The sequence below is a fragment of the Brevibacterium sp. genome, from assembly GCF_052105255.1.
GTDB lineage: Bacteria > Actinomycetota > Actinomycetes > Actinomycetales > Brevibacteriaceae > Brevibacterium > Brevibacterium linens_B.
This window is the reverse complement of the sequence record NZ_JBQDYQ010000040.1, coordinates 1-22,903: the sequence shown is the minus strand read 5'-3', so window position 1 is coordinate 22,903 and position 22,903 is coordinate 1. Positions and strand designations below refer to the sequence as shown.

Annotated in this window: 20 protein-coding genes; 13 read left to right on the top strand and 7 right to left on the bottom strand. The window is 65.3% G+C overall.

Going from position 1 to position 22,903, the window contains the following annotated elements:
• Positions 1 to 90 precede the first annotated feature (90 nt).
• On the top strand, positions 91 to 1,011 hold the full coding sequence (locus ACTIIH_RS11415; protein ID WP_441451853.1) for a 3-hydroxyacyl-CoA dehydrogenase NAD-binding domain-containing protein: 921 nt from the start codon (positions 91 to 93) through the stop codon (positions 1,009 to 1,011).
• An 89-nt stretch (positions 1,012 to 1,100) separates the two neighbouring features.
• Here the strand turns inward: ACTIIH_RS11415 and ACTIIH_RS11410 are convergent, their stop codons facing one another.
• Complete coding sequence (locus ACTIIH_RS11410) at positions 1,101 to 1,454, bottom strand: nuclear transport factor 2 family protein (protein WP_441451851.1); 354 nt, start codon at positions 1,452 to 1,454, stop codon at positions 1,101 to 1,103.
• Positions 1,455 to 1,624: 170 nt separating this feature from the next.
• Between ACTIIH_RS11410 and ACTIIH_RS11405 the strand changes: the two genes are divergently transcribed.
• The 6 genes from ACTIIH_RS11405 to ACTIIH_RS11380 all read left to right on the top strand — a co-directional run bounded on the left by ACTIIH_RS11405 (position 1,625) and on the right by ACTIIH_RS11380 (position 8,939).
• On the top strand, positions 1,625 to 2,398 hold the full coding sequence (locus tag ACTIIH_RS11405; protein ID WP_441451850.1) for a hypothetical protein: 774 nt from the start codon (positions 1,625 to 1,627) through the stop codon (positions 2,396 to 2,398).
• Positions 2,399 to 2,502: 104 nt separating this feature from the next.
• Positions 2,503 to 3,882 carry an NAD-dependent succinate-semialdehyde dehydrogenase gene (locus ACTIIH_RS11400; RefSeq protein WP_441451848.1) on the top strand — a complete coding sequence of 460 codons (1,380 nt, stop codon included), beginning with the start codon at positions 2,503 to 2,505 and terminating at the stop codon, positions 3,880 to 3,882.
• Between the two features lie 152 nt (positions 3,883 to 4,034).
• Complete coding sequence (locus tag ACTIIH_RS11395; RefSeq protein WP_441451846.1) at positions 4,035 to 5,414, top strand: short-chain fatty acid transporter; 1,380 nt, start codon at positions 4,035 to 4,037, stop codon at positions 5,412 to 5,414.
• A 232-nt stretch (positions 5,415 to 5,646) separates the two neighbouring features.
• Positions 5,647 to 7,728, top strand: a complete 2,082-nt coding sequence (betT, locus tag ACTIIH_RS11390) for a choline BCCT transporter BetT (protein WP_441451844.1) — start codon at positions 5,647 to 5,649, stop codon at positions 7,726 to 7,728.
• Between the two features lie 150 nt (positions 7,729 to 7,878).
• Positions 7,879 to 8,499, top strand: a complete 621-nt coding sequence (locus ACTIIH_RS11385) for a DNA-3-methyladenine glycosylase I (protein WP_441451842.1) — start codon at positions 7,879 to 7,881, stop codon at positions 8,497 to 8,499.
• On the top strand, positions 8,496 to 8,939 hold the full coding sequence (locus ACTIIH_RS11380; RefSeq protein WP_441090836.1) for an NUDIX hydrolase: 444 nt from the start codon (positions 8,496 to 8,498) through the stop codon (positions 8,937 to 8,939). Before ACTIIH_RS11385 ends, ACTIIH_RS11380 begins: the two co-directional genes overlap by 4 nt.
• A 13-nt stretch (positions 8,940 to 8,952) precedes the next feature.
• On the opposite strand, the gene ACTIIH_RS11375 is transcribed toward ACTIIH_RS11380, so the two are convergent.
• On the bottom strand, positions 8,953 to 9,516 hold the full coding sequence (locus tag ACTIIH_RS11375) for a hypothetical protein (protein ID WP_441090837.1): 564 nt from the start codon (positions 9,514 to 9,516) through the stop codon (positions 8,953 to 8,955).
• A gap of 110 nt (positions 9,517 to 9,626) precedes the next feature.
• Here ACTIIH_RS11375 and ACTIIH_RS11370 point away from each other — a divergent pair, with 110 nt between their 5' ends.
• A complete protein-coding gene (locus ACTIIH_RS11370) occupies positions 9,627 to 10,859 on the top strand; it encodes an MFS transporter (protein ID WP_441451840.1) in 1,233 nt (410 codons plus the stop codon).
• Between the two features lie 67 nt (positions 10,860 to 10,926).
• Here the strand turns inward: ACTIIH_RS11370 and ACTIIH_RS11365 are convergent, their stop codons facing one another.
• From ACTIIH_RS11365 to ACTIIH_RS11350, 4 genes are all read right to left on the bottom strand, one after another.
• Positions 10,927 to 12,372, bottom strand: a complete 1,446-nt coding sequence (locus ACTIIH_RS11365; protein ID WP_441451838.1) for an MDR family MFS transporter — start codon at positions 12,370 to 12,372, stop codon at positions 10,927 to 10,929.
• Positions 12,373 to 12,729: 357 nt separating this feature from the next.
• Entirely contained in the window at positions 12,730 to 13,740 is a 1,011-nt protein-coding gene (locus ACTIIH_RS11360; RefSeq protein ID WP_441451836.1) for an aldo/keto reductase family protein, read from the bottom strand.
• Between the two features lie 278 nt (positions 13,741 to 14,018).
• Positions 14,019 to 14,660 (bottom strand): GntR family transcriptional regulator, encoded by a 642-nt coding sequence (locus ACTIIH_RS11355; protein WP_441451834.1) that lies wholly within the window; start codon positions 14,658 to 14,660, stop codon positions 14,019 to 14,021.
• Positions 14,657 to 16,171: an MFS transporter gene (locus ACTIIH_RS11350; protein ID WP_441451832.1), complete on the bottom strand. Its 1,515-nt coding sequence runs from the start codon at positions 16,169 to 16,171 to the stop codon at positions 14,657 to 14,659. The genes ACTIIH_RS11355 and ACTIIH_RS11350 overlap by 4 nt, the downstream gene beginning before the upstream one ends.
• A gap of 208 nt (positions 16,172 to 16,379) precedes the next feature.
• Between ACTIIH_RS11350 and ACTIIH_RS11345 the strand changes: the two genes are divergently transcribed.
• Genes ACTIIH_RS11345 through ACTIIH_RS11335 form a run of 3 tightly spaced genes read left to right on the top strand, consistent with a single transcriptional unit; the run spans position 16,380 to position 18,309 of the window.
• Positions 16,380 to 16,598, top strand: coding sequence for an enoyl-CoA hydratase-related protein (locus ACTIIH_RS11345; protein WP_441451830.1), 219 nt, complete (start codon positions 16,380 to 16,382; stop codon positions 16,596 to 16,598).
• A 28-nt stretch (positions 16,599 to 16,626) separates the two neighbouring features.
• A complete protein-coding gene (locus tag ACTIIH_RS11340) occupies positions 16,627 to 17,433 on the top strand; it encodes a thioesterase family protein (protein WP_441451829.1) in 807 nt (268 codons plus the stop codon).
• A gap of 15 nt (positions 17,434 to 17,448) precedes the next feature.
• On the top strand, positions 17,449 to 18,309 hold the full coding sequence (locus tag ACTIIH_RS11335; RefSeq protein ID WP_441451828.1) for a TSUP family transporter: 861 nt from the start codon (positions 17,449 to 17,451) through the stop codon (positions 18,307 to 18,309).
• Positions 18,310 to 18,464: 155 nt separating this feature from the next.
• Here the strand turns inward: ACTIIH_RS11335 and ACTIIH_RS11330 are convergent, their stop codons facing one another.
• Positions 18,465 to 19,142 carry a hypothetical protein gene (locus ACTIIH_RS11330; protein WP_441451826.1) on the bottom strand — a complete coding sequence of 226 codons (678 nt, stop codon included), beginning with the start codon at positions 19,140 to 19,142 and terminating at the stop codon, positions 18,465 to 18,467.
• A gap of 238 nt (positions 19,143 to 19,380) precedes the next feature.
• On the opposite strand from ACTIIH_RS11330, the gene ACTIIH_RS11325 reads away from it, so the two are divergent.
• Together ACTIIH_RS11325 and ACTIIH_RS11320 are read left to right on the top strand one after the other, a co-directional pair.
• On the top strand, positions 19,381 to 20,472 hold the full coding sequence (locus ACTIIH_RS11325) for a GmrSD restriction endonuclease domain-containing protein (RefSeq protein WP_441451824.1): 1,092 nt from the start codon (positions 19,381 to 19,383) through the stop codon (positions 20,470 to 20,472).
• Between the two features lie 174 nt (positions 20,473 to 20,646).
• On the top strand, positions 20,647 to 22,248 hold the full coding sequence (locus ACTIIH_RS11320) for an AMP-binding protein (RefSeq protein ID WP_441451822.1): 1,602 nt from the start codon (positions 20,647 to 20,649) through the stop codon (positions 22,246 to 22,248).
• Positions 22,249 to 22,903: the final 655 nt, after the last annotated feature.

The following is a 22,903-nucleotide window of genomic DNA, read 5'->3' as shown; positions in this document are numbered from 1 at the left end:
GATCTCTGCCGCTGCGCGCTTGGGTGAATGCCCCACCTGTTCGAGCCGCGGAGTCCGCTCGAACAGGTGGGGCGGGTATAGCCTGGTCGCATGAGCCCAACAGTCGCCGTCATCGGCGCCGGAACCATCGGCCGGTCGTTCGCCTTCCTCTTCGCCCGCAGCGGGTACACGGTGCGGGTCTTCGACCCGCGTCCCGACCTCGCCGAGGTGGTCGCCGGGCTGCAGGCCGAGGTCACCGCCGACGCTTCCGCCCGGAATGAGCTGGCCTCGCAGGTCGGCACCGTCGACATCGCCGAGACCGTCGAAGCCGCCGTGGCCGATGTCGTCTTCGTGCAGGAATCCGGTCCCGAGGACCCCGAATCGAAGCCGGTGCTGTTCGCCCAGATCGCCGAGGCGGCTCCGGCCGGGGCCGTGTTCGCCACGTCGTCGTCGACGATCCCGGCCTCAACGATCGCGGCCGCACTGCCAGAGTCCGCAGCATCTCGCGTCATCGTCGGCCACCCGTTCAATCCGCCGCACCTGATGCCGCTCGTCGAGGTCGTGCCCTCCCCGCAGACCTCCCAGGAGACCGTGGACGCTGCGGTCGAGTTCTATCGCAGCTGCGAGCGCGAACCGGTGGTGCTGCGGCGTGAGATCCGCGGATTCGTCGGTAACCGGCTGCAGAATGCGCTGATGAAGGAGGCGATCTCGCTCGTGCAGAACGGGGTCGTCACCGCCGAGGACCTCGACTCGGTGCTGAAGAATTCGCTGGGTCTGCGCTGGTCGGCCATCGGCCAGTTCGAAGGCATGCATTTCGGCGGGGGAGGGGCCGGGATCCGCGGTTTCATGGACCATATCGGCCCGGCCTTCGCCGCTATTGAGGACCTGCCGGTCGATGTCGATCCCGCAGGTATGGAAGACGTCTTCGAGCAGGTCGAAGAAGCTTATGGCACGACCCCGACCCCACAGGCCGCCGCCGTCCGCGACCGGATCCAGAAAGCTGTCCTCGAAGCTCGCGGTCAGGGGCGCTGAAACGCATTCGCCCCAATTAAAGGTCGCTATCGGACAGCTTCCGGGCTCAGAAGTATCCGATAGTGACCTATTTTCGAGGAGGCAGCGGCTCAGACCGCTGCTTGGTAGAAGTACGTGGTGCGTTCGGCGATGAGGCCCTCGGCGTCGAAGAGGAAGAAGTCCGCGAATCCCACCGAGGTCTCAGAACCGTCCTTGAGACGACCGCTGAAGACACCGCGACTGGACGCCCGATCGCCGTCGACGAGGATCTCCTGCAGCGAATGCGCACCGGATTCGATGACGCGTTCGCCATGGTAGAAATCGGTGATCTGCTGGCCGACCATCGTCGGATAGCCGGGCCGATCATAGCTGGCGTCGGCGGCGAACAGCGCCGAGGTGGCGTCTGCGTCTCCGGCATCGACGGTGGAGTAGTAGCGCTTCACGAGTTCAGTCACACTGGCCATGGCACTACCGTAACAGTGACTCATGTCATAGCAGGCACGACCGTCGACCGTGCGCGGGTGCACCACGATGGCCTTCGCCGCCGGCCGTGACCCCATTTCGCATTTCCGTCCCGCATCGGGTGAGTATCAACCTGCTGATGATAACGAGTCGCACTAACTAGAGAGTGCGAATGATGCAGCGAACCATGCTCGCATCGGCGGTGGTCGCCTCGGCGCTGCTGCTCACCGGCTGCCAAGCCGGCGACGACGCCACCGACTACGACGCGGTCGGCAAGGACGAGAAGACCGCAGGCACCGCAGACGACAAGGACGACGCCGGGCACGCCCAGGAGCTCGCCGCCGCCCAGCCGCGGATCGTGACCACCTACGACGGCGGAAACCTCACCCTTGACGCGACGACCCTCGACGTCATCGACGATACGAAGCTCGAGGGCTTCAACCGCCTCAACCCCGTCGGCGACGGCGACCACACCCACAGCTTTGCCGCCGACCCGCAGCTCACCGACACCGAGGAACCCCATCACGGAGTCGCCGCGAAGCTCGCCGACGGGTCGATGCTGCGCACCGTCGGCACCGAGGACGAACGTTCGGGCGCCCAAGTCGTCGACGATTCCGGCAAAGAGATCGCCAGCAGCGACGACTGCCCCGGAGTCCACGGCGAAGCCGCCGCGAAGGATGAGGTCATCGCGCTCGGCTGCGAGGACGGAATCCTGCTGTACAAGGACGGGAAGTTCGAGAAGATCGACGCTCCCAATTCCTTCGGTCGCATCGGCAATCAGTCCGGAAGCGATGAATCGCAGTACATCCTCGGCGCCTCCTACAGCTTCCGGTCACTGGGCCGCGGACCCGAAGGGGAAGGCGTCGTCCTGACCACGGACGGGACGTTGAAGATCATCGACCCCGCGACCGCCTCGGTGACGGCTGGGAATCCGCCCAGGAAATGAGCCCCCCGTTGCCGACGCCGGCGTTCGGCCATAACGTGGGGGATGGATCTGCGATCACACCATCAGTGATCGCCTCAACCCCGTCGAAGTGAAAGAGGACAGCCATGACCACCATGTATCGCGTCACCGACCCGGCGACCGGCCAAGTCGCCGAAGAATTCCCCACCGCCACCGACGCCGAGATCCTCGCCGCCCTCGACCGTTCGGCGACGACATTCGACGAGTGGAGCCGGACCACGGTGGCCGAGCGCGCCGCACTGCTGACCCGCGTGTCCGAGATCTACGCCGAACGCGCCGAAGAGCTCGCCGAAGTCATCAAGCTCGAAATGGGCAAATCCGTGCCCGAAGGCAAGGGCGAAGTCCAGCTGAGTTCGATGATCTACAAGTACTTCGCCGACAACGCCGAAGCCTTCATGGCCGACGAACCACTGCGCGGACCCAAGGACGCCACCGCCATGATCCGCCGCAAGCCCGTCGGCTCGCTGCTGGGCATCATGCCCTGGAACTTCCCCTACTACCAGGTCGCCCGCTTCGCCGCCCCGAACCTGGCCCTGGGCAACACCATCCTGCTCAAGCACGCCCCGCAGTGCCCCCGCTCGGCACAGATCATGGAAGAGATCTTCATCGAGGCAGGCCTGCCCGCAGGCGCCTACATCAACATCTACGCCAGCAACGAGCAGGTCGCCGACCTCATCCTGCCCGACCCGCGCAACCACGGAGTGTCCCTGACCGGATCCGAACGCGCCGGTGCCGCCGTCGCTGCCGAGGCCGGAAAGAACCTCAAGAAGGTCGTACTCGAACTCGGCGGATCCGACCCCTATATTCTGCTCGACACGGACGACGTCCAGACGTCCGCAAAGACGTTCTTCGACTCCCGCATGGGCAACACCGGCCAGGCCTGCAACTCGCCCAAGCGGATGATCGTCATGGACGACATCTACGACGACTTCGTCTCCTCCATCACCGAGGCGGCCCAGAAGAACACCCCCGCCGTTCCCGGCGAGGAGGGTTCCCGACTGTCCCCTCTGTCGTCGGTGGCCGCCGCCGACCGCTTCGTCGAGCAGGTCCAGGACACCGTCAGCGAGGGCGCGACTCTGCTGGCCGGCGGCAAGAAGTACGACGGCGGCGGAGCCTACGTCGAACCCGTCGTCCTCGCCGATGTGCAGAAGGGCATGCGCGGATACTACGAAGAGCTCTTCGGCCCCGCTGTCATCGTCTACAAGGTCAGCAGCGAAGAGGAGGCCGTCGAGCTCGCCAACGACACCCCCTTCGGTCTGGGCGCCGCCGTGTTCTCGACCGATATCGCCCGTGCCGAGCGCGTCGGAGACCAGATCGATTCCGGCATGGTCTTCCTCAACGCTCCGGAGGGAACACGCGAATACCTGCCCTTCGGCGGAGTCAAGCGCTCCGGCGTCGGCCGGGAGCTCGGACCGCTGGCGATGGACGAATTCGTCAACAAGCAGCTCGTGTACAAACAGGACTGATCGGTACGCGCGGAGCCCGCGAATCCGGGTTCCGATCGTGACCGGGTTGTGATCGCCGTCAGGGCGCTGTCTTCTATCGGGAGACAGCGCCCTGATTGTATGCTGAGAACACGCACAGCCAATTCTCATAAATCTCAGCGGGAGGTTTTCCCATGTCGGCACCGAAGCCGTCAACCCAGGTCAACGCCGCAGCCTCAAAAGGGATCATGCGGCCGGTCAACCGATTCCTCGAACAGTGGATTCCCTCGGCCCTGACCTTCGCCATCGTCCTCACCCTCATCGTCGCCGTCCTTGCGTTCATCTTCACCGATGCGGGCCCGACCGATGTCGTCACCGGCTGGGGTGAGGGACTGGCCGGACTGCTCGAGTTCATGACACAGATGTGCCTGATCCTCCTGCTCGGCCACATCCTCGCCAACACCGGACCCGTGCGGAAACTGCTGGCCCGGCTCGCCCGCGTCCCGGGCAACGCCACCTTCGCCTATGTCTTCGTCTTCCTCGTCGCCGCACTCGCCAGCCTCATCACCTGGGGCCTCGGCCTCGTCGTCGGCGCTCTGCTCGCCCGTGAGATCGCCGTGCAGTCGCGCGAGCGCGGCATCAAGGTCCACTTCCCGCTGCTCGTGGCCGCCGGATACTCCGGATTCGTCGTCTGGCATATGGGTTATTCGGGATCGGGCCCGCTGACCGCGGCCACCCCTGACTCCTTCCTCTCCGAATCCCTCGGCGGGCAGACGGTTCCCGTGTCAGAGACGATCTTCGCCGGCTGGAACCTGCTGGCCATCGCCGGCGTCATCATCGTCTGTGGTCTCCTCTTCTTCCTCGTCGCACCCAAGGCCGGTGCCCCCGTCTACGAATTGCCCGCCTCGGTGAGCTCGGAGACGCAGTCGCAGGCCGACAATGAGGTCGTGACACCGGCCGATCGCATCGATGCCTCGCGCATCCTCACCCTCATCATCGGTCTGGCGCTCGTCGTCTACCTCGTCATCCACTTCGCGCAGGGCGGGGGACTGACACTCGACATCGTCAACTGGTCGTTCCTCGCGCTCATCCTGCTGCTCGTGCGCAATCCCTTCGAACTCATCCACCTGACGAAGGAGGCGGCGTCGAATGTCGGCGAGATCCTCCTGCAGTTCCCGCTCTACGCAGGAATCCTCGGCATCATGTCGACCACCGGACTCATCGCGGTGTTCTCCGACGCCATCGTCTCGATCGCGAACCCGGCCTCGTTCGGGGTCCTCGCGCTCATCTCGGCAGGACTCGTCAACTTCTTCGTCCCCTCCGGCGGCGGACAGTTCGCCGTACAGGGCCCGATCATGCTCGATGCGGCCAACCAGCTCGGCGTCGACCCGTCGATCGCGATCATGGCCGTGTCCTACGGCGACCAGTGGACGAACATGCTCCAGCCGTTCTGGGCGCTGCCTGTGCTCGCCATTGCCGGTCTGAAGATGCGTGACATCCTCGGCTACACCGTCATCACATTCCTCGGCGCAGGGGTGGTGATGGCGGCCGCCCTGCTCTTCGTCTCCCTCTGAGCCCCGCCTCGGCGAGGATGAGCCGCTGATCTGCAGAATCGCGTGGCACAACAAGACAAAAGACCGGAAGTGTCTATGTGGTAGCCTCCATTGTTGGCCGTCCCCGTGGAACGGGGGATTCGGCGAGGACGGAATTCCATTCAGCAGCAGCCGTTGATCATGCCCGGTTGAGCACGCCGTTCGACCGGGTCCGATGCCACGACGCAACAGCGTCCGGATAAGGAGCACAACCATGTCAGCATCAGTCGACACCCCGCCGGGTGAGCCGAAGGGAGAGGCGAAGGGCACGATGAAGCCGTCGCTTCCGCCCGTGAATAAGCGAGTGTTCGCGGCCGCGGCCCTGGTGGCGATCGCCATCACCGTATGGGCTCTGATCTCACCGACCAACGCCGAGGCGGTCCTCGGCGCCGTCGTCGGCTGGACCTCCGATTGGTTCGGGTGGTTCTACGTTCTCCTCGTCCTCGCCGTCCTCGTGTTCGTCATCTACCTGGCGGCCTCCCGCTACGGAAACACGAAGCTCGGCCCCGAACATTCGAAGCCCGAATTCGGTCTCGTCGCCTGGGCGTCGATGCTCTTCGCCGCCGGCATCAGCACCGACCTCATGTTCTTCGCCGTGGCCGAACCGGTCACGATGTACCTCACCCCGCCGAGCACGGAGCCAGAGACGGTCGCCGCCGCCCGCGAATCCACCGTGTGGGCGCTGTTCCACTACGGCCTGAGCGGTTGGGGACTCTACGCCCTCATGGGTATGGCTCTGGCCTACTTCGCCTACCGGATGAACATGCCCTTGGCGATCCGCTCGGCGCTGGCCCCGATCTTCGGCAAGCGTGTCCATGGTGCTCTGGGCGAGACGGTCGATTTCGCTGCCCTGCTGGGAACGATCTTCGGCGTGGCCACCTCGTTGGGCATCGGCGTCGTCATGGTCAACGTCGGCCTCAACACGGTCTTCGGGATCCCGATCGGCACCGCTACCCAGGTCGGCATCGTCGTCGTCGGTGTCGGAGTCGCCACGCTCTCGGCGGTCTCGGGTGTGGATAAGGGCATCAAGTTCCTCTCCGTCCTCAACGTCGTGCTCGCCATCGCGCTGAGCTTCTGGGTGCTCGTGGCCGGAAACACGCAGTTCCTGCTCAACGCCTTCGTCCTCAACATCACGGATTTCGTCCGCCTGTTTCCGAACATGGCCGGTCAGACCTTCGCCTTCGAAGACACCGGCACATGGATGACCGACTGGACCCTGTTCTTCTGGGCCTGGTGGATCGCCTTCGCTTCGTTCGTCGGGCTCTTCCTCGCCCGCATCTCCCGCGGACGCACGATCCGCCAGTTCGTACTGGGCACCCTGACGATTCCGTTCATCTACATCTTCATGTGGATCTCGATCTACGGAAACTCGGCCCTGGACATCATCCGCAACGGTGATGTGAAGTTCGGCGAAGCGGTTATGGTCAACCCCGAAGGCGGCTTCTACGACCTGCTCTCCCGCTACCCGGCCTTCTTCCTCATCGCGGGTCTGGCCACGCTCACGGCTCTGCTGTTCTACGTCACCACCGCGGACTCTGCGGCCCTGGTGATGGCGAACCTGTCGTCGAATCTGCGCAACCCCTCCGAGGACGGTCGCGCCGGTCTGCGCATCTTCTGGGCCGTGCTCACCGGTGCCCTGACGGTGGCGATGCTGCTCGTCGGAGGCATCGGCGCCCTGCAGAGCGCGACGGTGATTATGGGCCTGCCCTTCGCCTTCGTCGTCATCCTCGTCATGATCGGCCTGTACAAGGCACTGCGGGTGGAGGCGAACCGCGTCGACAGCGTCGATACGACCCTGCCAGGTTCTCTGGCCCGTCGCTCCCGGGGTCCCGGTCACGAGACCTGGCAGCGTCAGCTCGGCCGGGTGCTGTCCTTCCCGAATCGGGCGCGCGCCGAGGAGTTCGAGCAGAAGGTCCTCATCCCCACCCTCCACGAGGTGGCTGCAGAGATGGAAGACCGCGGAATCTCGTCGCGCTGCGGTCGCGTCGATAACGAAGGCGTGTTCGTCGACGACGGCGAACTCTTCCAGTTCGAGGTCGACGGAGACGGGGAGTACCCGTTCCGCTATCAGGTGTGGCCGCACAAGGTCAGCGTGCCGTCGTTCGGTGGAATGGTTCCCCGCGGAACCGGCGAGGACTACTACCGGATGGAGGTCTACCTCGACGGAGGCACCGGTCAGGGCTACGACATCATGGGCTTCTCGAAGGAGCAGATCATCGCTGACGTGCTCGACCAGTACCAACGCCACGTCGAATTCCTCCAGCTGCAGGAGAACATCATCCACCGCGACGACTGAATTGCGGCTTCCGGACGACTGAATGTCACCGGGTGAGAACGACGTCCGGGATCTCGGCCTGACGGCCGGTGGTCCCGGGCGTCGTCATTTCTCCGCACGCACGGTGCCCACGGTGCGGGTGATGTCAGCCCGACGCGATACGGTTTGAGGATGGACGACGAATCACAGCCGAGCTCACTTGGGGGAGCCGTCATCGGCGATGACGGGCTGGCTCGCACCCCGTGGGCATACGGTGACCCGATGCTGTTGGACTACTACGACAGCGAATGGGGTCTGCCCATCCACGACGAGGCCGGCCTGTTCGAGCGGATGAGCCTCGAAGGTTTCCAGGCCGGATTGTCGTGGCTGACGATCCTGAAGAAGCGGGAGCGATTCCGTGAGGTCTTCGCCGGATTCGATCCCGACGCCGTTGCCCGATTCGGCGACGACGAGGTCGAACAGCTGCTGACCGATCCGGGGATCATCCGCCACCGCGGCAAGGTCGAAGCCTGCATCAACAATGCTGCGCGAGTGATCGACCTGCGTGACGACGGCGGCCTGGATGCCCTCCTGTGGTCGTACCAGCCTGCGCAGACGCCGCGACCGCGCACAGTCGCCGAGATCCCGACGACCGGACCGGAATCTGTGGCCCTGTCGAAGGCACTGAAGAAGAAGGGCTTCCGCTTCGTGGGACCGACGACGATGTATGCGCTGATGGAGGCCATCGGCATGGTCGATACGCACGTGCTCGATTCCCACCGCCGAGGCGCTTCCGGAGTGTGGTCGCAATGAACGACATCCGCGTCTCCGCGCTCGCGCTCCTCCACCCGCAGCGCCGGGAGCTGCTCATGGTGCGCAAGACCGGGACCAGTTCCTTCATGCTGCCCGGCGGCAAACCCGAAGAGTCAGAGACTGCTGAGGACACCATCGTGCGTGAGATCGCCGAGGAGCTCGGACTCGATCTGGACCGGCACCGGCTGCGCGCATTGGGAACGTTCGCTGCCGCGGCGGCGAACGAGGCCGATCACCGTGTCATCGGTGATGTGTTCTGCTACGACGGTGTGCCCGAGGCACTCGACGTCGAGAACATCGAGCACCTGGCCGAGATCGCCGAAGCCGGTTGGTTCCCCATCGACCCGCTGCCCGCAGATACCGATGTCCGCCAGTTCGCGCCGCTGACCCGCGACGAGGTCATCCCGGCACTGCGGGCCGTTCAGAGATCGGCCGGTTGACCGAGTCGAAGGTTCAGCCCCGAGCCTGTCGCGAATAGGCGATGAGTGCCCGATACAGATCGATCGGCGCGCAGTTGGCGCCCTTGGCGAGGGACTTCATGAGTTTGCGATAGGTCTGGTAGTCCATCTGCGCCGGGTTGTCTGTGGGCACGAGGTTGTAGTCGTGCAGCACTATCAGCGCCCGGGAATCCATGATGGAGAACTTCTTCGGATTCACGACGGTGAGCAGAGTGCTGGCCATCGGGATTCCCACTCCGGGAAGCATCTGCAGCAGGGGCAGACGGAAGCGGTTGGGTGTGTCGTCGTCGAGTGCGACGCCGGTGACGAAATCGATGTCATCGGCGGAGATCGCCTCGAGCCCCGGGAGGACTCCGACGGCCTTCCACTCGGCGACCTTGAGGAAGTGCTTGCGTTTGTACGATTCGCGGACCTTCGTCTTCGGGCCGATGTCGCCGAAGATCTCCGATTCGAGGTCCGTGAGGACATAGTGCGGTTCGTATTTGAGGACGAACGCGGTGTCGACGGTGCCGCTGGGAGCGTCGCGGTTGAGTCCCGAGCTGAGTTCCGATGAGTTCATGGACCGATGGTAGGGGACTTTTCTGACGAGCAGGTGAACACTTCTGGGCCGGATGGACGGCAGAGGGGGCGGACAGGGCCGATGGAGTGTCGATGTCGTAACCTCGGACTATGACCCCCGAACACCCGTCTCAGGCGACGTACACCCCGGCCCTGCTGGGCCTGGTGTGGACGGCGATGTTCGGGTTCTCCGCCTTCTTCTTCAGCTATTCGACGATGGTGACGATCGCGGCGACAGACGGGCTGTCGACGGTCACCGGCGGGTCCGTTCTGACGACTATGATGATCGGTGTCATCGTCGCCCAGCCCTTTGCCCCGTGGGCGGGCCGGGTCTTCGGGTTCAAGGCCTCGCTGCTGTTTGCTCTCATGCTGCAGTTCCTCGGCCAACTCCTCGGACTCTTCGTCACCCCGCCCCTGTTGGCGCTCGTCCTCGCCGGACTCTGCGGGGGAGTCGGATTCGGGCTCTTCGTGGTCCTCGCCAACGCGGCGGTTCCGGGGGCGACCGCGCCGGGACGGATCGGCAAGGCGCTGGGCTTCTTCGGTGGGATAACCTCCTTGGCCGCGGCCGTCGGAGCTCCGCTGGGGCTGTGGTTGGTCGAGACGATTCCGATCTGGACCTTCCGCATCATCGTCTGCGCCTGTCTCTTCCTGGCCGTCCCCACTGTGCTCAAATACGTACCCGGTCGGCTGCCTCGGCGAGGGAATGGCGAAGCGGGAGAATCGCCGAGCGGCAACGAGACGGTGGGGGTTCGGCCCGGTCGCAACGAGAAGCGGAGCCTGCGGAAGGTGGGGCGCCGGGCGGGGGAGGCGCTTAGGCTCGTCCTCATGCTGTCTCCGTTCCTCGTCGGCATGATCGTCTTCGGGATCATCGTCGGCTTCGGGCCGGGCGAAGATGTCGCTGTGGCGGCACTGTTCATCGCCGGGATGCAGATATCAGCGGTCATCGGACGCTTCGTCGTCGGGGCTGTTTCGGACAACTTCCCGCCGTTCGCCCTCAACATCTTGGGACTCGTCCTGACGGCGATCGGGCTGGTCTGCGCTGTCGTCTCCTATGGTGGGACGCTGTTCATCTCGATGCTCATCATCGGACTGGGATTGGGCGCCATGCAGTCGGCAAGCCTCGTCATGGCCTTCGCTTCAGTCAGTTCGCCGAGCCGGGCCAGCGTCGCGTGGAATATGAACTTCGACATCGGGCTGGCCGTCGCCGGTGTGGTCGGCGGGCTCGGCTTCACCTATCTCGGCTCGTCGTCGACCTTCCTGGTGTGTGCTCTGATTCTGCTGTTCACCGGTGCCCTGTCGTGGATCGCGCGGACTCTGCAGATGCGGAACAACGGGCATGGCTGAAGCAGTCAGCGCTGGGCAGGGTCCGGAGCTGTCGAGGGACCGGATCGGCACCTGAAGTGCCCTGGGATCACTTTCCGGTCGTCTTCTGCTGTCCCGGTTCGAGTCCGTGGGAGTTCTTGATGAAGAACGCACCGATGACGCCGAGGATACCCACGCAGGCAGCGACGAAGAACGCGACGTTCGCGCCGTGGACCAGGCCCGCCATGCCGTAGGTCTCAGGGTTCCGTGCGGCCGAGGTCATGATCGTCACGAGCACTGCTGTGCCGACCGAAGCGGCGATCTGGCGAAGCGTGTTGTTCAGGGCAGTGCCGTGGGGGATGAGATGCGAGGGCAACTGGTTGAGCGCGGCCGTGGTCACCGGCATCATCACCATGGCGACACCGAACATGCGGACCGTGTTGACGACGGCGAGGTAGACGAACGAGGTGTCCGGTTCCAGGCGGGCGAAGAGGAACGTGGTTCCGGTGAGCAGGACGAAGCCGGCGATCGCGAGCCATTTGGCGCCCACGGCGTCGAACACGCGACCGGTCACCGGCGACATCAGTCCCATCACCGCGGCGCCGGGAAGCAGGACCAGGCCAGATTCCATTGCCGAGAAGTCATTCATGTTCTGCATGTACAGCGGCAGGACCATCATGCCGCCGACCATGACGATGAACACGCACATGCCCAACAGGGTGTTGAGCGTGAACATGCGGTAGCGGAGGATGCGGAACTCGAGGATCGGCTGTTCGAGTTTGAACTGCCGGGTGATGAAGAACGTCAGCGTGATTACGCCGACGACCAGTGGGATGAGCACCTCGGCGCTGAGCCAGCCGGCATCACCGGCGGTGCCGAAGCCGAACAGCAGTCCGCCGAAGCCGAGTGTGGAGAGGATGATCGAGAGGACATCGAGTCGGGGGAAGGTGCGTTCGGTGACGTTCTTGAGCAGGAAATAGGCGACTATGAGATCGATGATCGCGATCGGCAACATCATGTAGAACAGCGTCTGCCATGGCAGGTGATCGACGATCCAGCCGGAGAGGCTGGGGCCGATGGCCGGGGCGAAGGCGATGACGAGGCCGAAGGTGCCCATGGCCGAGCCGCGCTTCTCGACGGGGAAGATCGCGAACAGGATCGTCTGCATGAGCGGCATGATGATGCCGCCGGCCGAGGCCTGGATGACGCGGCCGATGAGCATCACCGGATAGACCGGGGCGATCGCGCAGACGAGGGTGCCGACGATGAACAGGCCCATGGCGGTGAAGAACAGGCCGCGCGTCGTGAACTTCTCGATGAGGAACGCGGTCACCGGGATCATGATGCCGTTGACGAGCATGAAGCTCGTCGTCACCCACTGTGCGGCGCCGGAAGTGATGTCGAAGTAGTGCATGAACGCCGGCAGTGCGGTGTTGAGCAGCGTCTGGTTGAGGATGATGACGAACGCGCCGGAGACGAGCACCGCAAGTACGAGGTTCCGGTTGACCGGGGTGCCTTCTGCCGGGTCCTTCTGAATGTCGTCTCCGTTCGCCAATGGCATCCCCTCACCCGTTCGTCGTCTGCGTTTCTTCTCGTCCTTCAGCGACAGCCCGCTTGCCGCGGTGTGCTGAATCGGCCCCTCTTCGCGCCCGGAAAAAATTCCTTGGTTATATAACCGCTTCATGCAGTTTAACGCACGACCCTCGCCGAGGTGGTCCCGGGTCGGTGTGAGATTCGCTGAGTTCATCGTCCGGCCCGGTGACGGATACCCGCCGTTGGTGCGGAACATCTGCCGCTGGTGCGGAACTGCCGCGCTGGTGCGGAACATCTGCCGCTGGTGCGGATGATTCCGACCGCGGACCCACAGGGGACCGCGGTCGGAATCATGACGGTCGGCCGCCTCGGTGAGGGGTCAGGTCAGGCGAGTGGCCGGCGACTGCGTCTTGTTGGGGTCGGTCTCCGGCAGGTCGCCGAGGATGTCGTCGATACGGGAGAGGACGTCCGTGTCGAGGGCGACCCCGGCCGCCGCGGCGTTCGAGGCGATCTGCTCGGGGCGGGAGGCGCCGACGAGGGCGCTGGCGACGTTGTCGTTGGCCAGCACCCAGGCGATTGCGAGCTGCGCCATCGTGATTCCGAGCTCGTCGGCGATCGGTTCGAGCTTCGCCACGGCCGTGAGCTTATCGTCGTGAAGATAGCGGCTCCTGATCGATTCAGCGCCGCCGCCGTCCTCGTCGGTCGCGCGAGATCCGGCAGGCACCGGCTGGCCGGGCTTGTATTTGCCGGTCAGCGCACCTTGGGCGATCGGGGACCAGACGATCTGCGAGATGCCGAGTTCCTTCGAGGTCGGAACGACCCGTTCTTCGATGACGCGCCAGAGCATGTTGTACTGCGGCTGGTTGGACACGAGCTGGATGCCGAGGTCGCGGGCCAGGTGGTGGGCGGCGCGCAGCTGGTCGGCGTTCCATTCGCTCACACCGATGTAGAGAGCTTTGCCGGCGCGGACGATGTCGGCGAAGGCCTGCATCGTCTCCTCGAGCGGAGTCTCGTAGTCGTAGCGGTGGGCTTGGTAGAGGTCGACGTAGTCGGTGCCGAGGCGGCGCAGCGAGCCGTCGATTGACTCCATCATGTGCTTGCGCGACAGACCGGTGTCGTTGTGGCCCTTGGACCCGGTGGGGAAGTAGACTTTCGTGAAGATCTCGAGCGATTCCCGTCGTTGGCCCTTGAGCGCGTCGCCGAGGACCTGTTCGGCGACGGTGTTCGCGTAGACGTCGGCGGTGTCGAAGGTGGAGATGCCCGCGTCGAGGGCGGCGTGCATGCACTTGGTGGCGGTGTCGTTCTCCACCTGCGAACCGTGTGTGAGCCAGTTGCCGTAGGTGATCTCGGAGATCTTGAGTCCGCTGTTTCCCAGATATCTGTGTTCCATGACCTCAGCCTACGACCGGGCGGGGGAGTGGGGAACCCCTCGCCGAGGCTGCGGTGGCGCAAGTGGTGAGTGCGCGGCGGGTGATCGTGGTGAGTACGCGACGCACGAGGTGAGTGCGCGGCTGGCGCGTGCGGCCCCGGAGCGGCCCCGGCACGGTTTGAGTCAGGAAGCACTGTTTCAAATCAGTGCTTCTCGACTTAAAGCGTGCCGTGAAGAATACGCCGCTCGGAAGGCTCTGCTCGCCCTGGAGCGGGCCGCCAAGAGGAGTAGTCGGTGCGTCAGTGCGCCGGGCCGGCGTTCTCCGCGATGTGTCCCTGCAGGGTCTCGGCGAAGGCCGCGGAGTCCCCGGCCCGTAGATGCGCGACGAGGTCTTCGTGTTCGGCGATGAGTTCGTCCGACCGATCGAGCAGGTGTCGGCTGTTCATGAAAAGGGTGAATCGGTGCCGGTCGGAGAGCAGTGAGTACATCTCGAGCATCACCTGGTTGTCCCCTGCCTCGACGAAGCCGCGGTGGAACTCCAGGGTGAGCTCGATGAAACGGGCGACATCCCCCTCGGCGAAAGCGGCCCGATGCTGCGTGATGAGACCACCGAGTTTCTCCGCCAACCGTTGCCGCATGGGTTCGGATGCCCGCTCGACAGCGGTCGTCTCGAGGACATAACGGGCATCGGCGAGCTCGAACACCGTGCGTTCGTCGATGCCCTGGACGATCGCGCCGCGCTTGGGATAGATGCGAATCCACCCTTCGTCCTGCAGCCTGGCCAGGGCCACCCGCACCGGGGTGCGGCTGACCCCGATCTCGGTGGCAAGGGCCGCCTCGCCGAGCATCGTCCCGGGCACGTGTTCGCCGTCGAGGATCTGGCCGCGGATGTGGGAATACGCGCGTTCGGCCGCGCTCGGCGCCTTCGTCTGCGCACTCATTTCTCGGCGCCCCGACCCCTCGGAAGGCGTGCCTGTTCGCTCCCGGCGCGGCCTCGAGCGTGGGCGCTCGTGCCGGCGCCCGGCTGGGCGGTCGCAACCTCATCCGGCTGCGACGGCGCTGCTGGCTCTTCGTCGGCCTCCCCGGCGAGGGCCGGTGCGCGGCGTCCCGGCCAGCTCATCAGCGGGATCGCGCGGATCGAGAATCCGACGGCGATGAGCAGGACGAATGTGGCCATGAGATTGATCCAGAGGAATCCGCCGGCGCCGAGCACGGACCCGGCCATCGCCGCCATGAGCGCCCCGCCGAGGTTCATCGCCGAGTCCGAAGCGCCCTGCAGCGGCACCTTCGCATGCGCCGGCACCGAGGCGGTGAGCAGGGACGAGCCGCCGATGAGGAACATCGACCACCCGATTCCGAGCAGCGACAGTGCGGTCGACAGCAGCACCATCGACGACTCCGGAGCCACCGCATCGATGACGCCGAGGGCGATCGCGAGGACGAAGATGCCGGCCCCACCTGCGATGACGACGCCCGACCCCCACCGGTCGGCCATCCAGCCGAACACGGGGGACAGGGCGTACATCCCGGCGATGTGGATGCTCACGACGATGCCGATTGCGCCGAGGCTGAACTCCTGGTGATCCATGTGCACCGGGGTCATGACCATCACGTTGGTCATCATCATCTGCCCCGCGATGATCGTGATCATCGCGAACAGCGGCACCGGGCGGGCTAGGGCGAAGCGCAGCGCTTCGCCGAGTTTCATCGGGGCAGCGGCGGTCGCCTCGGTGGTGGATCTGCTGGTCGGGGTGGAACCGCTCACAGAGGCGGAGCCCTTCGCCGAGGCGGCCCCGCCGCTGTCGTCGACCGTGCCCTCGCTGAAGTGGCCGGGATCGTCGACCTCGGGTCCGCCGGGGTGGTCGGTTCCGGCGGCCACCGACTTCGTCAGGGTCGATGCCGACAGTGTCGCCAGTGCGAAGGCGACCATGGAGATGAGGTAGGGCCCGGCCAGGCCATTCATGCCGAGTGTCTCTCCGAGGTGAGCTCCGGGAGCGGTGAAGCTCGGGCCGAGGACGGAGCCGACGGTCGTCGCCCACACCACCAGCGACATCGCACGACCGGCGGCGGCCGGGTCGGCGAGGTCGACGGCGGCGTAGCGGGCCTGGAGGCCCGAGGCGGTTGAGGACCCGCACATCATCATCCCGAGCATGAACAGGGGAAGGAACTGGAAGGCGACGCCGACGAGGACGACCACTGCGCCGAGCGTGCCGATGCCGAAGCCCAAGGTCAGCGCCCTGCGGCGACCGGAGCGGCCGGCGAGCACGGCGAGAGGGTAAGCGATGAGACCGGCTCCGAGGATGACGCTCATCTGCGCGAATCCGGCCATCGACGTCTGTCCGGTGATCTCTTCGGCGAGCAGTCCGCCGACGGCATACCCGGAGGCGATGCCGGCCCCGGAGAGCAGCTGGGCGGTGATGAGTTTGGCTTGTTCGCGGATGTGGCTGGTCATATCGGTCTCACGTTGTCGTGGTGGTCAGGACCCACTCACTCTAATTTGCATCCATCTTGGATACAAGAGTCAGGATGACCGCAGGGCGCGTCGCTTACACCGGGAAGGGAGCATTTCAAGTAGGTTGCCGAGAACGAATCCGCACCCGTGCCCGGCTTCGCCACGGTGATCCAGATCGCCGGTAACAGCTCAAGGTCAAGAGTTCCGCATGGTCAGATACGACCGCGCCGACGACGTCCGCACCATCGCCATCGACAACCGGGACCAGGCGAATGCGCTGACCGAAGAGCTGTTCGGCCAACTCATTGACGCATTCACCGAAGCAAGCGCAGACGAGGTGCTGCGCGCGGTTCTCATCACCTCGGCCGGCGGGCGGGCCCTCTGCCGGGATGGACACGGCACGGTTCGTCCACACATAGTAGCCTGAGTACTTAACGAACGATTGAGGAGGACGCGTGACAGACAACGAGGTCACACCACTGCCCGAGGCCTTCTACCTCCCTCGCGGTGAGAACGAATTCGAATCGACCCGGGCCACGACGAGCCCCTGGGACGAACGCATGCAGCACGGCGGGCCGCCCGCAGCGCTGCTCGCCCGCGCAGTCGAACGCGTTCGCGAAGACGAAGCGATGAGCATCGGCCGGTTGACGATCGACATGCTCGGCCCCATCCCGCAGGGTCGAATCCGCACCGAGGCGACCATCCTGAGACCCGGAAAGCGCATCGAACTCGTCGAGGCCAAACTCTGGGCAGACGACCGGCTCGCTGTCACCGCGACAGCGTGGCGGATGCGATCGACACCCGAATCCAGCGCCGAGGTGACCTCGACGTTCGACACCTCCGCGGTGCCGGAACCGCAGGAGCAAAGGTACTTCCCGGGCATCAGTCGCGACTGGGGCTACGGTCGCGCCATCGAATGGCGCTTCGTCTCCGGCGGCCTCCAGGAGCTGGGGGCGGCCGATGTTTGGGTGCGGCCCCGCATCCCACTCGTCTCGGGGGAGGACACCAGCCCGATTCAGCGCTTCGTCATCGTGGCGGACTCGGCGAACGGAGTCTCTGCGGCTCTGCCGTACGGGGAGTGGACGTTCATCCCACCGTCGTTGACGCTGACGTTTGCCCGCGACCCGCGGTCGGAGTGGCTGAACATGAACGTCCGCACTCATGTCGGCCCCGACGGTCGCGGTGTTGCCAACGGCCACCTGGCCGACGAGATCGGCTACGTTGGAGCCGTGACCCAACCGTTGCTCATCGCGCGGCTCTGAGGCTGGCCTGACCGCGTGGAATTCCTCGGGCTCGTCCTCATCGGCTGCCTCGTCGGCCTGACCACCGTGCTCTTCGGGTTCGGCGGAGGCTTCGTCACGGTCCCGATCATCACCCTGGTCGATGCGGACCTCGGACAGGACACGGCGCGGGTGGCGGCGGCCACCTCGGCGCTGGTGATGCTCGTCAACGCAATCGTCGCGACGGTGTCGACGAAACGATCCACGCTCGCCCACCTGACGGGGCGGTGGTGGCTGCTTGGACTGCTCGCGCTCGGGGGAGGACTGGGTGCGTTCGCGGGAAGGTTCGCTCCGGAAGTGCTGCTGCAGTGGGGGTTCGTCGCGTATATCGCGGCCACGGCCATCGATCTGCTCGTTCGGCCCGGGTTCTTCCGGCGTAAGAGCGTGGTCTTCGCCGCGCCCGCAGGCGATAGAGGCGTCGGCGACGGGACACGCGGGGGCGGCGTGGTGGCCGGTGCGCCCGGTGAGCCCAGTGAGGGAGGCCGCGGAATCGCAGCGGTCCGGGGTGTGCCGATCGGTGGGCTGGCGTCGTTCCTCGGCGTCGGCGGATCGGTGATGACGGTGCCGATGATGCGCCGATCCGGGGCGACGATGACCGTGGCCACGACCCTGGCCAATCCGCTGACCTTGGTGATCATGAGCCCGGCCGTGCTCGTGACGATCCTGACCCCGGCCGCGATCGACGCCCCGGGCATCGTGGGATCACTCGACCTGGTGGCGGCCGCGGCGCTGCTCATCGGCGGACTGCCGATCATCGTGTTCCTGCGCCGCCGGGTGCCGAACATCCCCGAATTCCTCCACGCCTGGGGCTATTTCGTGCTGCTTGTGGCGGCCGGTGTGGTCGTCGCCGTGGCGTGATGGGCGGGCGCCGACCGCGCACGCTAGCGTCGACCGCTCACCTCAGCTACGTTCGTGCTCACCGACCGCTCACCTTAGCGTCGACCGCTCGCCGTATAGTTTGTGCGCTCGACGCTAAGGTGAGCGGTCGGCGAGGGGTATGCCAGAGAATATGCTCAGTTGTCCCAGCGGCGCCTGCGCAGGATGGGCGGCAGGCCGAAGTAGATCGGCGGGCGGGCCGATGCAGTCAGCGGTAACGGCATTGCTGTTGAGTTGTTGTCAGCGTCCATTTTGATTCCCGGTTCCGGCGCTGCGCCCGCGGTGGCATCTTCATCGCTTCCGCTCGCTCCCAGCGCCCACGCGCTCTCCCAGCTGATGAGCTCGCCGGCGTGGCAGACGGGGTCGCCTTCGCTCGACGGCGGCTCGGCCCACATCCACAGGTTGATTCCGTACTCCATGAGGACGAGCTTGTTGCCGGCCTCCCGCGACGAGTTCTCGTTGACCAGCGCCGCCCGCAGCGTCGCCGAGGCGTCCTCGAGATCCGTCCACCCGTCCTGCCGGTGCGGCAGGAACACCCACGTCCCCGCGAGGACGCGATCGGGCACAAGATCGTCGAGCCCGACGATCTCAACCGAGACCCCGCAGGCATCGAGCATCTCCCCGAAGCAGGCACGGGCCACCTCGGGGGAGGGTGCGGTGATGAGCAGTCGGGTCGCCTCGGAGCGCACTTCATCCAGCGAGAGGTGGGTGAACGAATTCGCCCGCATCGACCCGAGCACCTGCGTCCAGTGCCCCGGCACCGTCCCGTCTGCCAGGAACCCGCTGGTGCGCGGGCGCTCCTCATCATGTCGCATCGAAAATCCTCCTCGCCGAGGCGGCTCACCGTTCCCTCCCATCATGCACCCACCCGTCGGTCGGACTGCCGCGTAGCTAACGAAAGGGACACGTTCCTGCCGACTGTATATCATCGTCGCACCGCCGGCTCTACACTGATCTGAGTGGATCGAGCAGCGGCTTCGCCGGCTCGGTCCACGACCACGTCTGAACCACCTCGCGCCACCAGCGAGCCTGCACGCCCGAAAGCCCACGCACTTGTTCTCTTCCTCACGCCGCACACTCGCGGCACTCGCAGCAGTCCTTTCCCTCGGCCTCTTCTCCGGATGCGCCGAGGATGCCCAGCCGACCGTCGACACCGCCTCATCGAGCACGGCCGACCCGAAACCGACCCGTGACGCCTCGACGTCATCCGCCGAAGCACCTGCGCCGGCATCATCCGACAGCGACGGCGCCGGCGACGACGGCGAAAGCGGGGGAAGTGAGGGCCATGCGGGCAGCGCAGCGACGGGGACCGCCTCGGCGATGTTGGACGAACTCACGGTCAAGGGCCGGGCCCCGAAGACCGGCTACGACGGTGACCTGTTCAAATGGCGGTCGGACACCGACCACAACGGCTGCGACACCCGCAACGACGTGCTCCGCCGCGACCTCACGGACATCACTCTCAAGGCCAGAACTCACGGCTGCATTGTTCTGGCGGGGACCCTCGCCGATCCCTACAAAGGCGAGACCTACAACTTCGACCGCTCCGTGAACGCCGTCGACATCGACCACGTCGTCGCCCGCTCGAACGCCTGGCAGACCGGGGCGTTCGAATTCGACGAGGAGACTCTCAAGGAATTCGGCAACGACCCCGTCAACTTGCTCGCTGTGAGTTCGAGCCTCAACAGGCAGAAGGGCGATGGCGACGCCGCGACCTGGCTGCCGCCGAACAAGCAATACCGCTGCGAATACGTCGCCCGACAGATCGCCGTGAAACACAAATACGAGCTGTGGGTGGTCCCAGCGGAGAAGGCCGCCATGGAGCGCGTCCTCGGCACGTGCGACGACCAGGCCGCCTTCACCGAGGATGCCGACTGGCCTGGCCCCGGTGACGGTGACGTGGTCGCCACGGAGGAAGAGACCCGCCCCGCGAAGCAGAGCCCGTCCGGTTCAAGTTCGACAGGGTCCGGCTCGTCTGCAAGCGGAGCATCCGGCGGTTCGTCGAGCGGCTCGTCATCGAACTCGTCGATGTATTTCGAGAACTGCACGGCCGCCCGCGAAGCCGGTGCCGTACCCGTTCGCCGAGGTGACCCCGGATACGGCTCGCACCTCGACCGGGACGGTGACGGAATCGGCTGCGAATAGCCGATACCGCAGCCAACGAACGGAACGCGCACGGACTTTGGGTACGCTGTCGAACGGCCGCCTCGGCGGGGGCGGTGTGCACGTGGTCACACTCGCTCGGTAATCTGAAGTCGAACACCGTCGCAGCTGCGCCTGCCGACGGTCGCCACGATCATCGACGATGAGGAGATTCCCATGTCCGGACTCGATACTGCCCTGACTCCGCTGCGCTTCCTCGAGCGCTCGCTCGAGGCTCACCCGGATCGGAAGGCGATCGTCGACGGCCCCCGTCGCTTCACCTACAGGCAGATGGCCGAGACCGTCCAGAACCTCGCCGAAGGACTCGTCCGCCGTGGACTGCAGCCCGGGGACACGGTCGCCGTGCTCGCCCCCAACAGCGCCGAGGCGCTCATCGCCCACTACGCGGTCCCGCTGGCAGGCGGCGTGCTCGTCATGCTCAACACCCGACTGGCTCCGCCCGAGGTCGAGTACATCCTCGGCCACAGCGAGGCGAAATTCCTCTTCGGCGATGCCGGACTCCTCCAGCCGGTCATCGATGCCGGGGCTGCGAACGCCGTCGACACGATCGTCGTCCACCCCGACGAAGACGGCACCCCAGGTGAGGTGGCCGCCGCGGATCTGCGCGTGGAAGCGTATGCCGACTGGACCGCCTCGGCGCCGGAATCACCCCGCGCTTATGAAGTCGAAGACGAGACCGCGACGATCACCGTCAACTACACCTCGGGCACGACGGGTCGGCCGAAAGGCGTCATGTACACCCATCGCGGGGCGTACCTGAACTCCCTCGGCGAGGTCGTCACGCAGGGCTTCGCGCCACTGACGAAATACCTGTGGACGCTCCCGATGTTCCACTGCAACGGCTGGTGCACGACCTGGGCGCTGACCGCGGTGTCGGGCACGCACGTGTGCATCCGAGCCGTGCGCGGGCCCGAGGCCTGGCGGCTCATCGACGAAGAGAAGGTCACGCGGATGGCCGGTGCTCCCGTCGTGCTCAACACGATCGCCGGGGCCGAGGAAGCCCACGACCTGGGTGGATCGCTGTCGATCACCACGGCCGGCGCCCCGCCGTCGCCGACGACGATCGCCCTCCTCGAAGGCCTCGGCATCGAGGTCATCCACGTCTACGGACTCACCGAATCCTACGGCCCGTACTCCTCATGCGAACCGCAGCCCGAATGGACCGGTCTGCCGGTCGAGGAGCGCGCGAAGCTGAAGTCCCGACAGGGGATCGGCATGATCAGCGCCGAGCGCATGCGCGTGGTCGAGCTGCGCGACGACGATGTCCTCACCGACGTGCCCCGCGACGGGGTGACGATGGGAGAGATCGTCATGCGCGGCAACAACGTCATGAAGGGCTACCTGAACGCGCCTGAGGCCACCGCCGAGGCGTTCCGCGGCGGCTGGTTCCACACCGGTGACCTCGCCGTCATGCACGAGGACGGATACGTCCAGATCCTCGACCGCGCCAAGGACATCGTCATCTCCGGCGGAGAGAACATCTCCACGATCGAGGTCGAGCAGGCCCTCGTCGCCCATGAATCCGTCGCCGAGGCGGCCGTGGTCGGAATGCCCGACGAGAAGTGGGGACAGCGACCGTTGGCCTACGTCGTCCTTGCGCCCGGCACCGAGGTGGCCGAAGCCGATCTCATCGCATTCGTCAAGACCCGAATCGCCTCCTACAAGGCCCCGGCCGGGGTCGAATTCGTCGACGAGCTGCCGACGACGTCGACCGGCAAGATCCGCAAGAACGCCCTGCGGGAGATGGCGGGGAGCTGAGTGTCCTGGGCGAGGCTGGGGAGGGTCATTGATCAGATCCCTTGCAAAGGCGCACTCCAAGAGTGACTAACTTGTTCCATGGTGAGGCGCAACCAGCAAAAGAAGCGTGATGAGGCGCGAGCGAAGAAGAAGGCCGAAGAGCAGGTCGTCGAAGCGGCCGGAAACTATGTGCCGCTATCACGGGACGAGTGCCAAGAGCGGTCGTATACGGCTGAGCTGGGAAGCGGAGGGTTGCTTTGACTGAACTCACGTGCAGCCACCGCCGTGTGTGCTGTGCCTGTTAATGACAACGACAGGGGAGAGTCGGACGCGTGTCGGCAATCGTCTATTCGACCGGTTTGTTGGCGTGCGGCGACCATCTTTTCCACAACCGAGACGTCTGAATACGGCTAAGCAAAACTCTCGCCATCGGCAATCCGGCAGAGCCAGCACGCGGATTTTCCGGTCGGCGTGCCTTAGCTTTCTTCAACTGCCGAGGAAGTCTACAGAAGCGCGTGCCGAGCGACCGCCAACGTCATCAGATTTCTGTGAAATCTACTCCATTTGGGGGACGTCAAATGGGGTGCCGGAAGCATACGATCCTCGAGGCCATCTAATGATACACGAAAATAAGGCAACTGAATACATGGTAGAAACGAGAGCAGGGCGATTGAAC

Bases quoted from the DNA above. Each gene is read 5' to 3' on its own strand.
- ACTIIH_RS11345 (WP_441451830.1), top strand. From the start codon at position 16,380: ATGGTCAGATACGACCGCGCCGACGACGTCCGCACCATCGCCATCGAC.
- betT (WP_441451844.1), top strand. From the start codon at position 5,647: ATGTCAGCATCAGTCGACACCCCGCCGGGTGAGCCGAAGGGAGAGGCG.
- ACTIIH_RS11370 (WP_441451840.1), top strand. From the start codon at position 9,627: ATGACCCCCGAACACCCGTCTCAGGCGACGTACACCCCGGCCCTGCTG.
- ACTIIH_RS11415 (WP_441451853.1), top strand. From the start codon at position 91: ATGAGCCCAACAGTCGCCGTCATCGGCGCCGGAACCATCGGCCGGTCG.
- ACTIIH_RS11350 (WP_441451832.1), bottom strand. From the start codon at position 16,171: ATGACCAGCCACATCCGCGAACAAGCCAAACTCATCACCGCCCAGCTG.
- ACTIIH_RS11330 (WP_441451826.1), bottom strand. From the start codon at position 19,142: ATGCGACATGATGAGGAGCGCCCGCGCACCAGCGGGTTCCTGGCAGAC.
- ACTIIH_RS11355 (WP_441451834.1), bottom strand. From the start codon at position 14,660: ATGAGTGCGCAGACGAAGGCGCCGAGCGCGGCCGAACGCGCGTATTCC.
- ACTIIH_RS11385 (WP_441451842.1), top strand. From the start codon at position 7,879: ATGGACGACGAATCACAGCCGAGCTCACTTGGGGGAGCCGTCATCGGC.
- ACTIIH_RS11375 (WP_441090837.1), bottom strand. From the start codon at position 9,516: ATGAACTCATCGGAACTCAGCTCGGGACTCAACCGCGACGCTCCCAGC.
- ACTIIH_RS11405 (WP_441451850.1), top strand. From the start codon at position 1,625: ATGATGCAGCGAACCATGCTCGCATCGGCGGTGGTCGCCTCGGCGCTG.
- ACTIIH_RS11360 (WP_441451836.1), bottom strand. From the start codon at position 13,740: ATGGAACACAGATATCTGGGAAACAGCGGACTCAAGATCTCCGAGATC.
- ACTIIH_RS11400 (WP_441451848.1), top strand. From the start codon at position 2,503: ATGACCACCATGTATCGCGTCACCGACCCGGCGACCGGCCAAGTCGCC.
- ACTIIH_RS11410 (WP_441451851.1), bottom strand. From the start codon at position 1,454: ATGGCCAGTGTGACTGAACTCGTGAAGCGCTACTACTCCACCGTCGAT.
- ACTIIH_RS11395 (WP_441451846.1), top strand. From the start codon at position 4,035: ATGTCGGCACCGAAGCCGTCAACCCAGGTCAACGCCGCAGCCTCAAAA.
- ACTIIH_RS11320 (WP_441451822.1), top strand. From the start codon at position 20,647: ATGTCCGGACTCGATACTGCCCTGACTCCGCTGCGCTTCCTCGAGCGC.
- ACTIIH_RS11380 (WP_441090836.1), top strand. From the start codon at position 8,496: ATGAACGACATCCGCGTCTCCGCGCTCGCGCTCCTCCACCCGCAGCGC.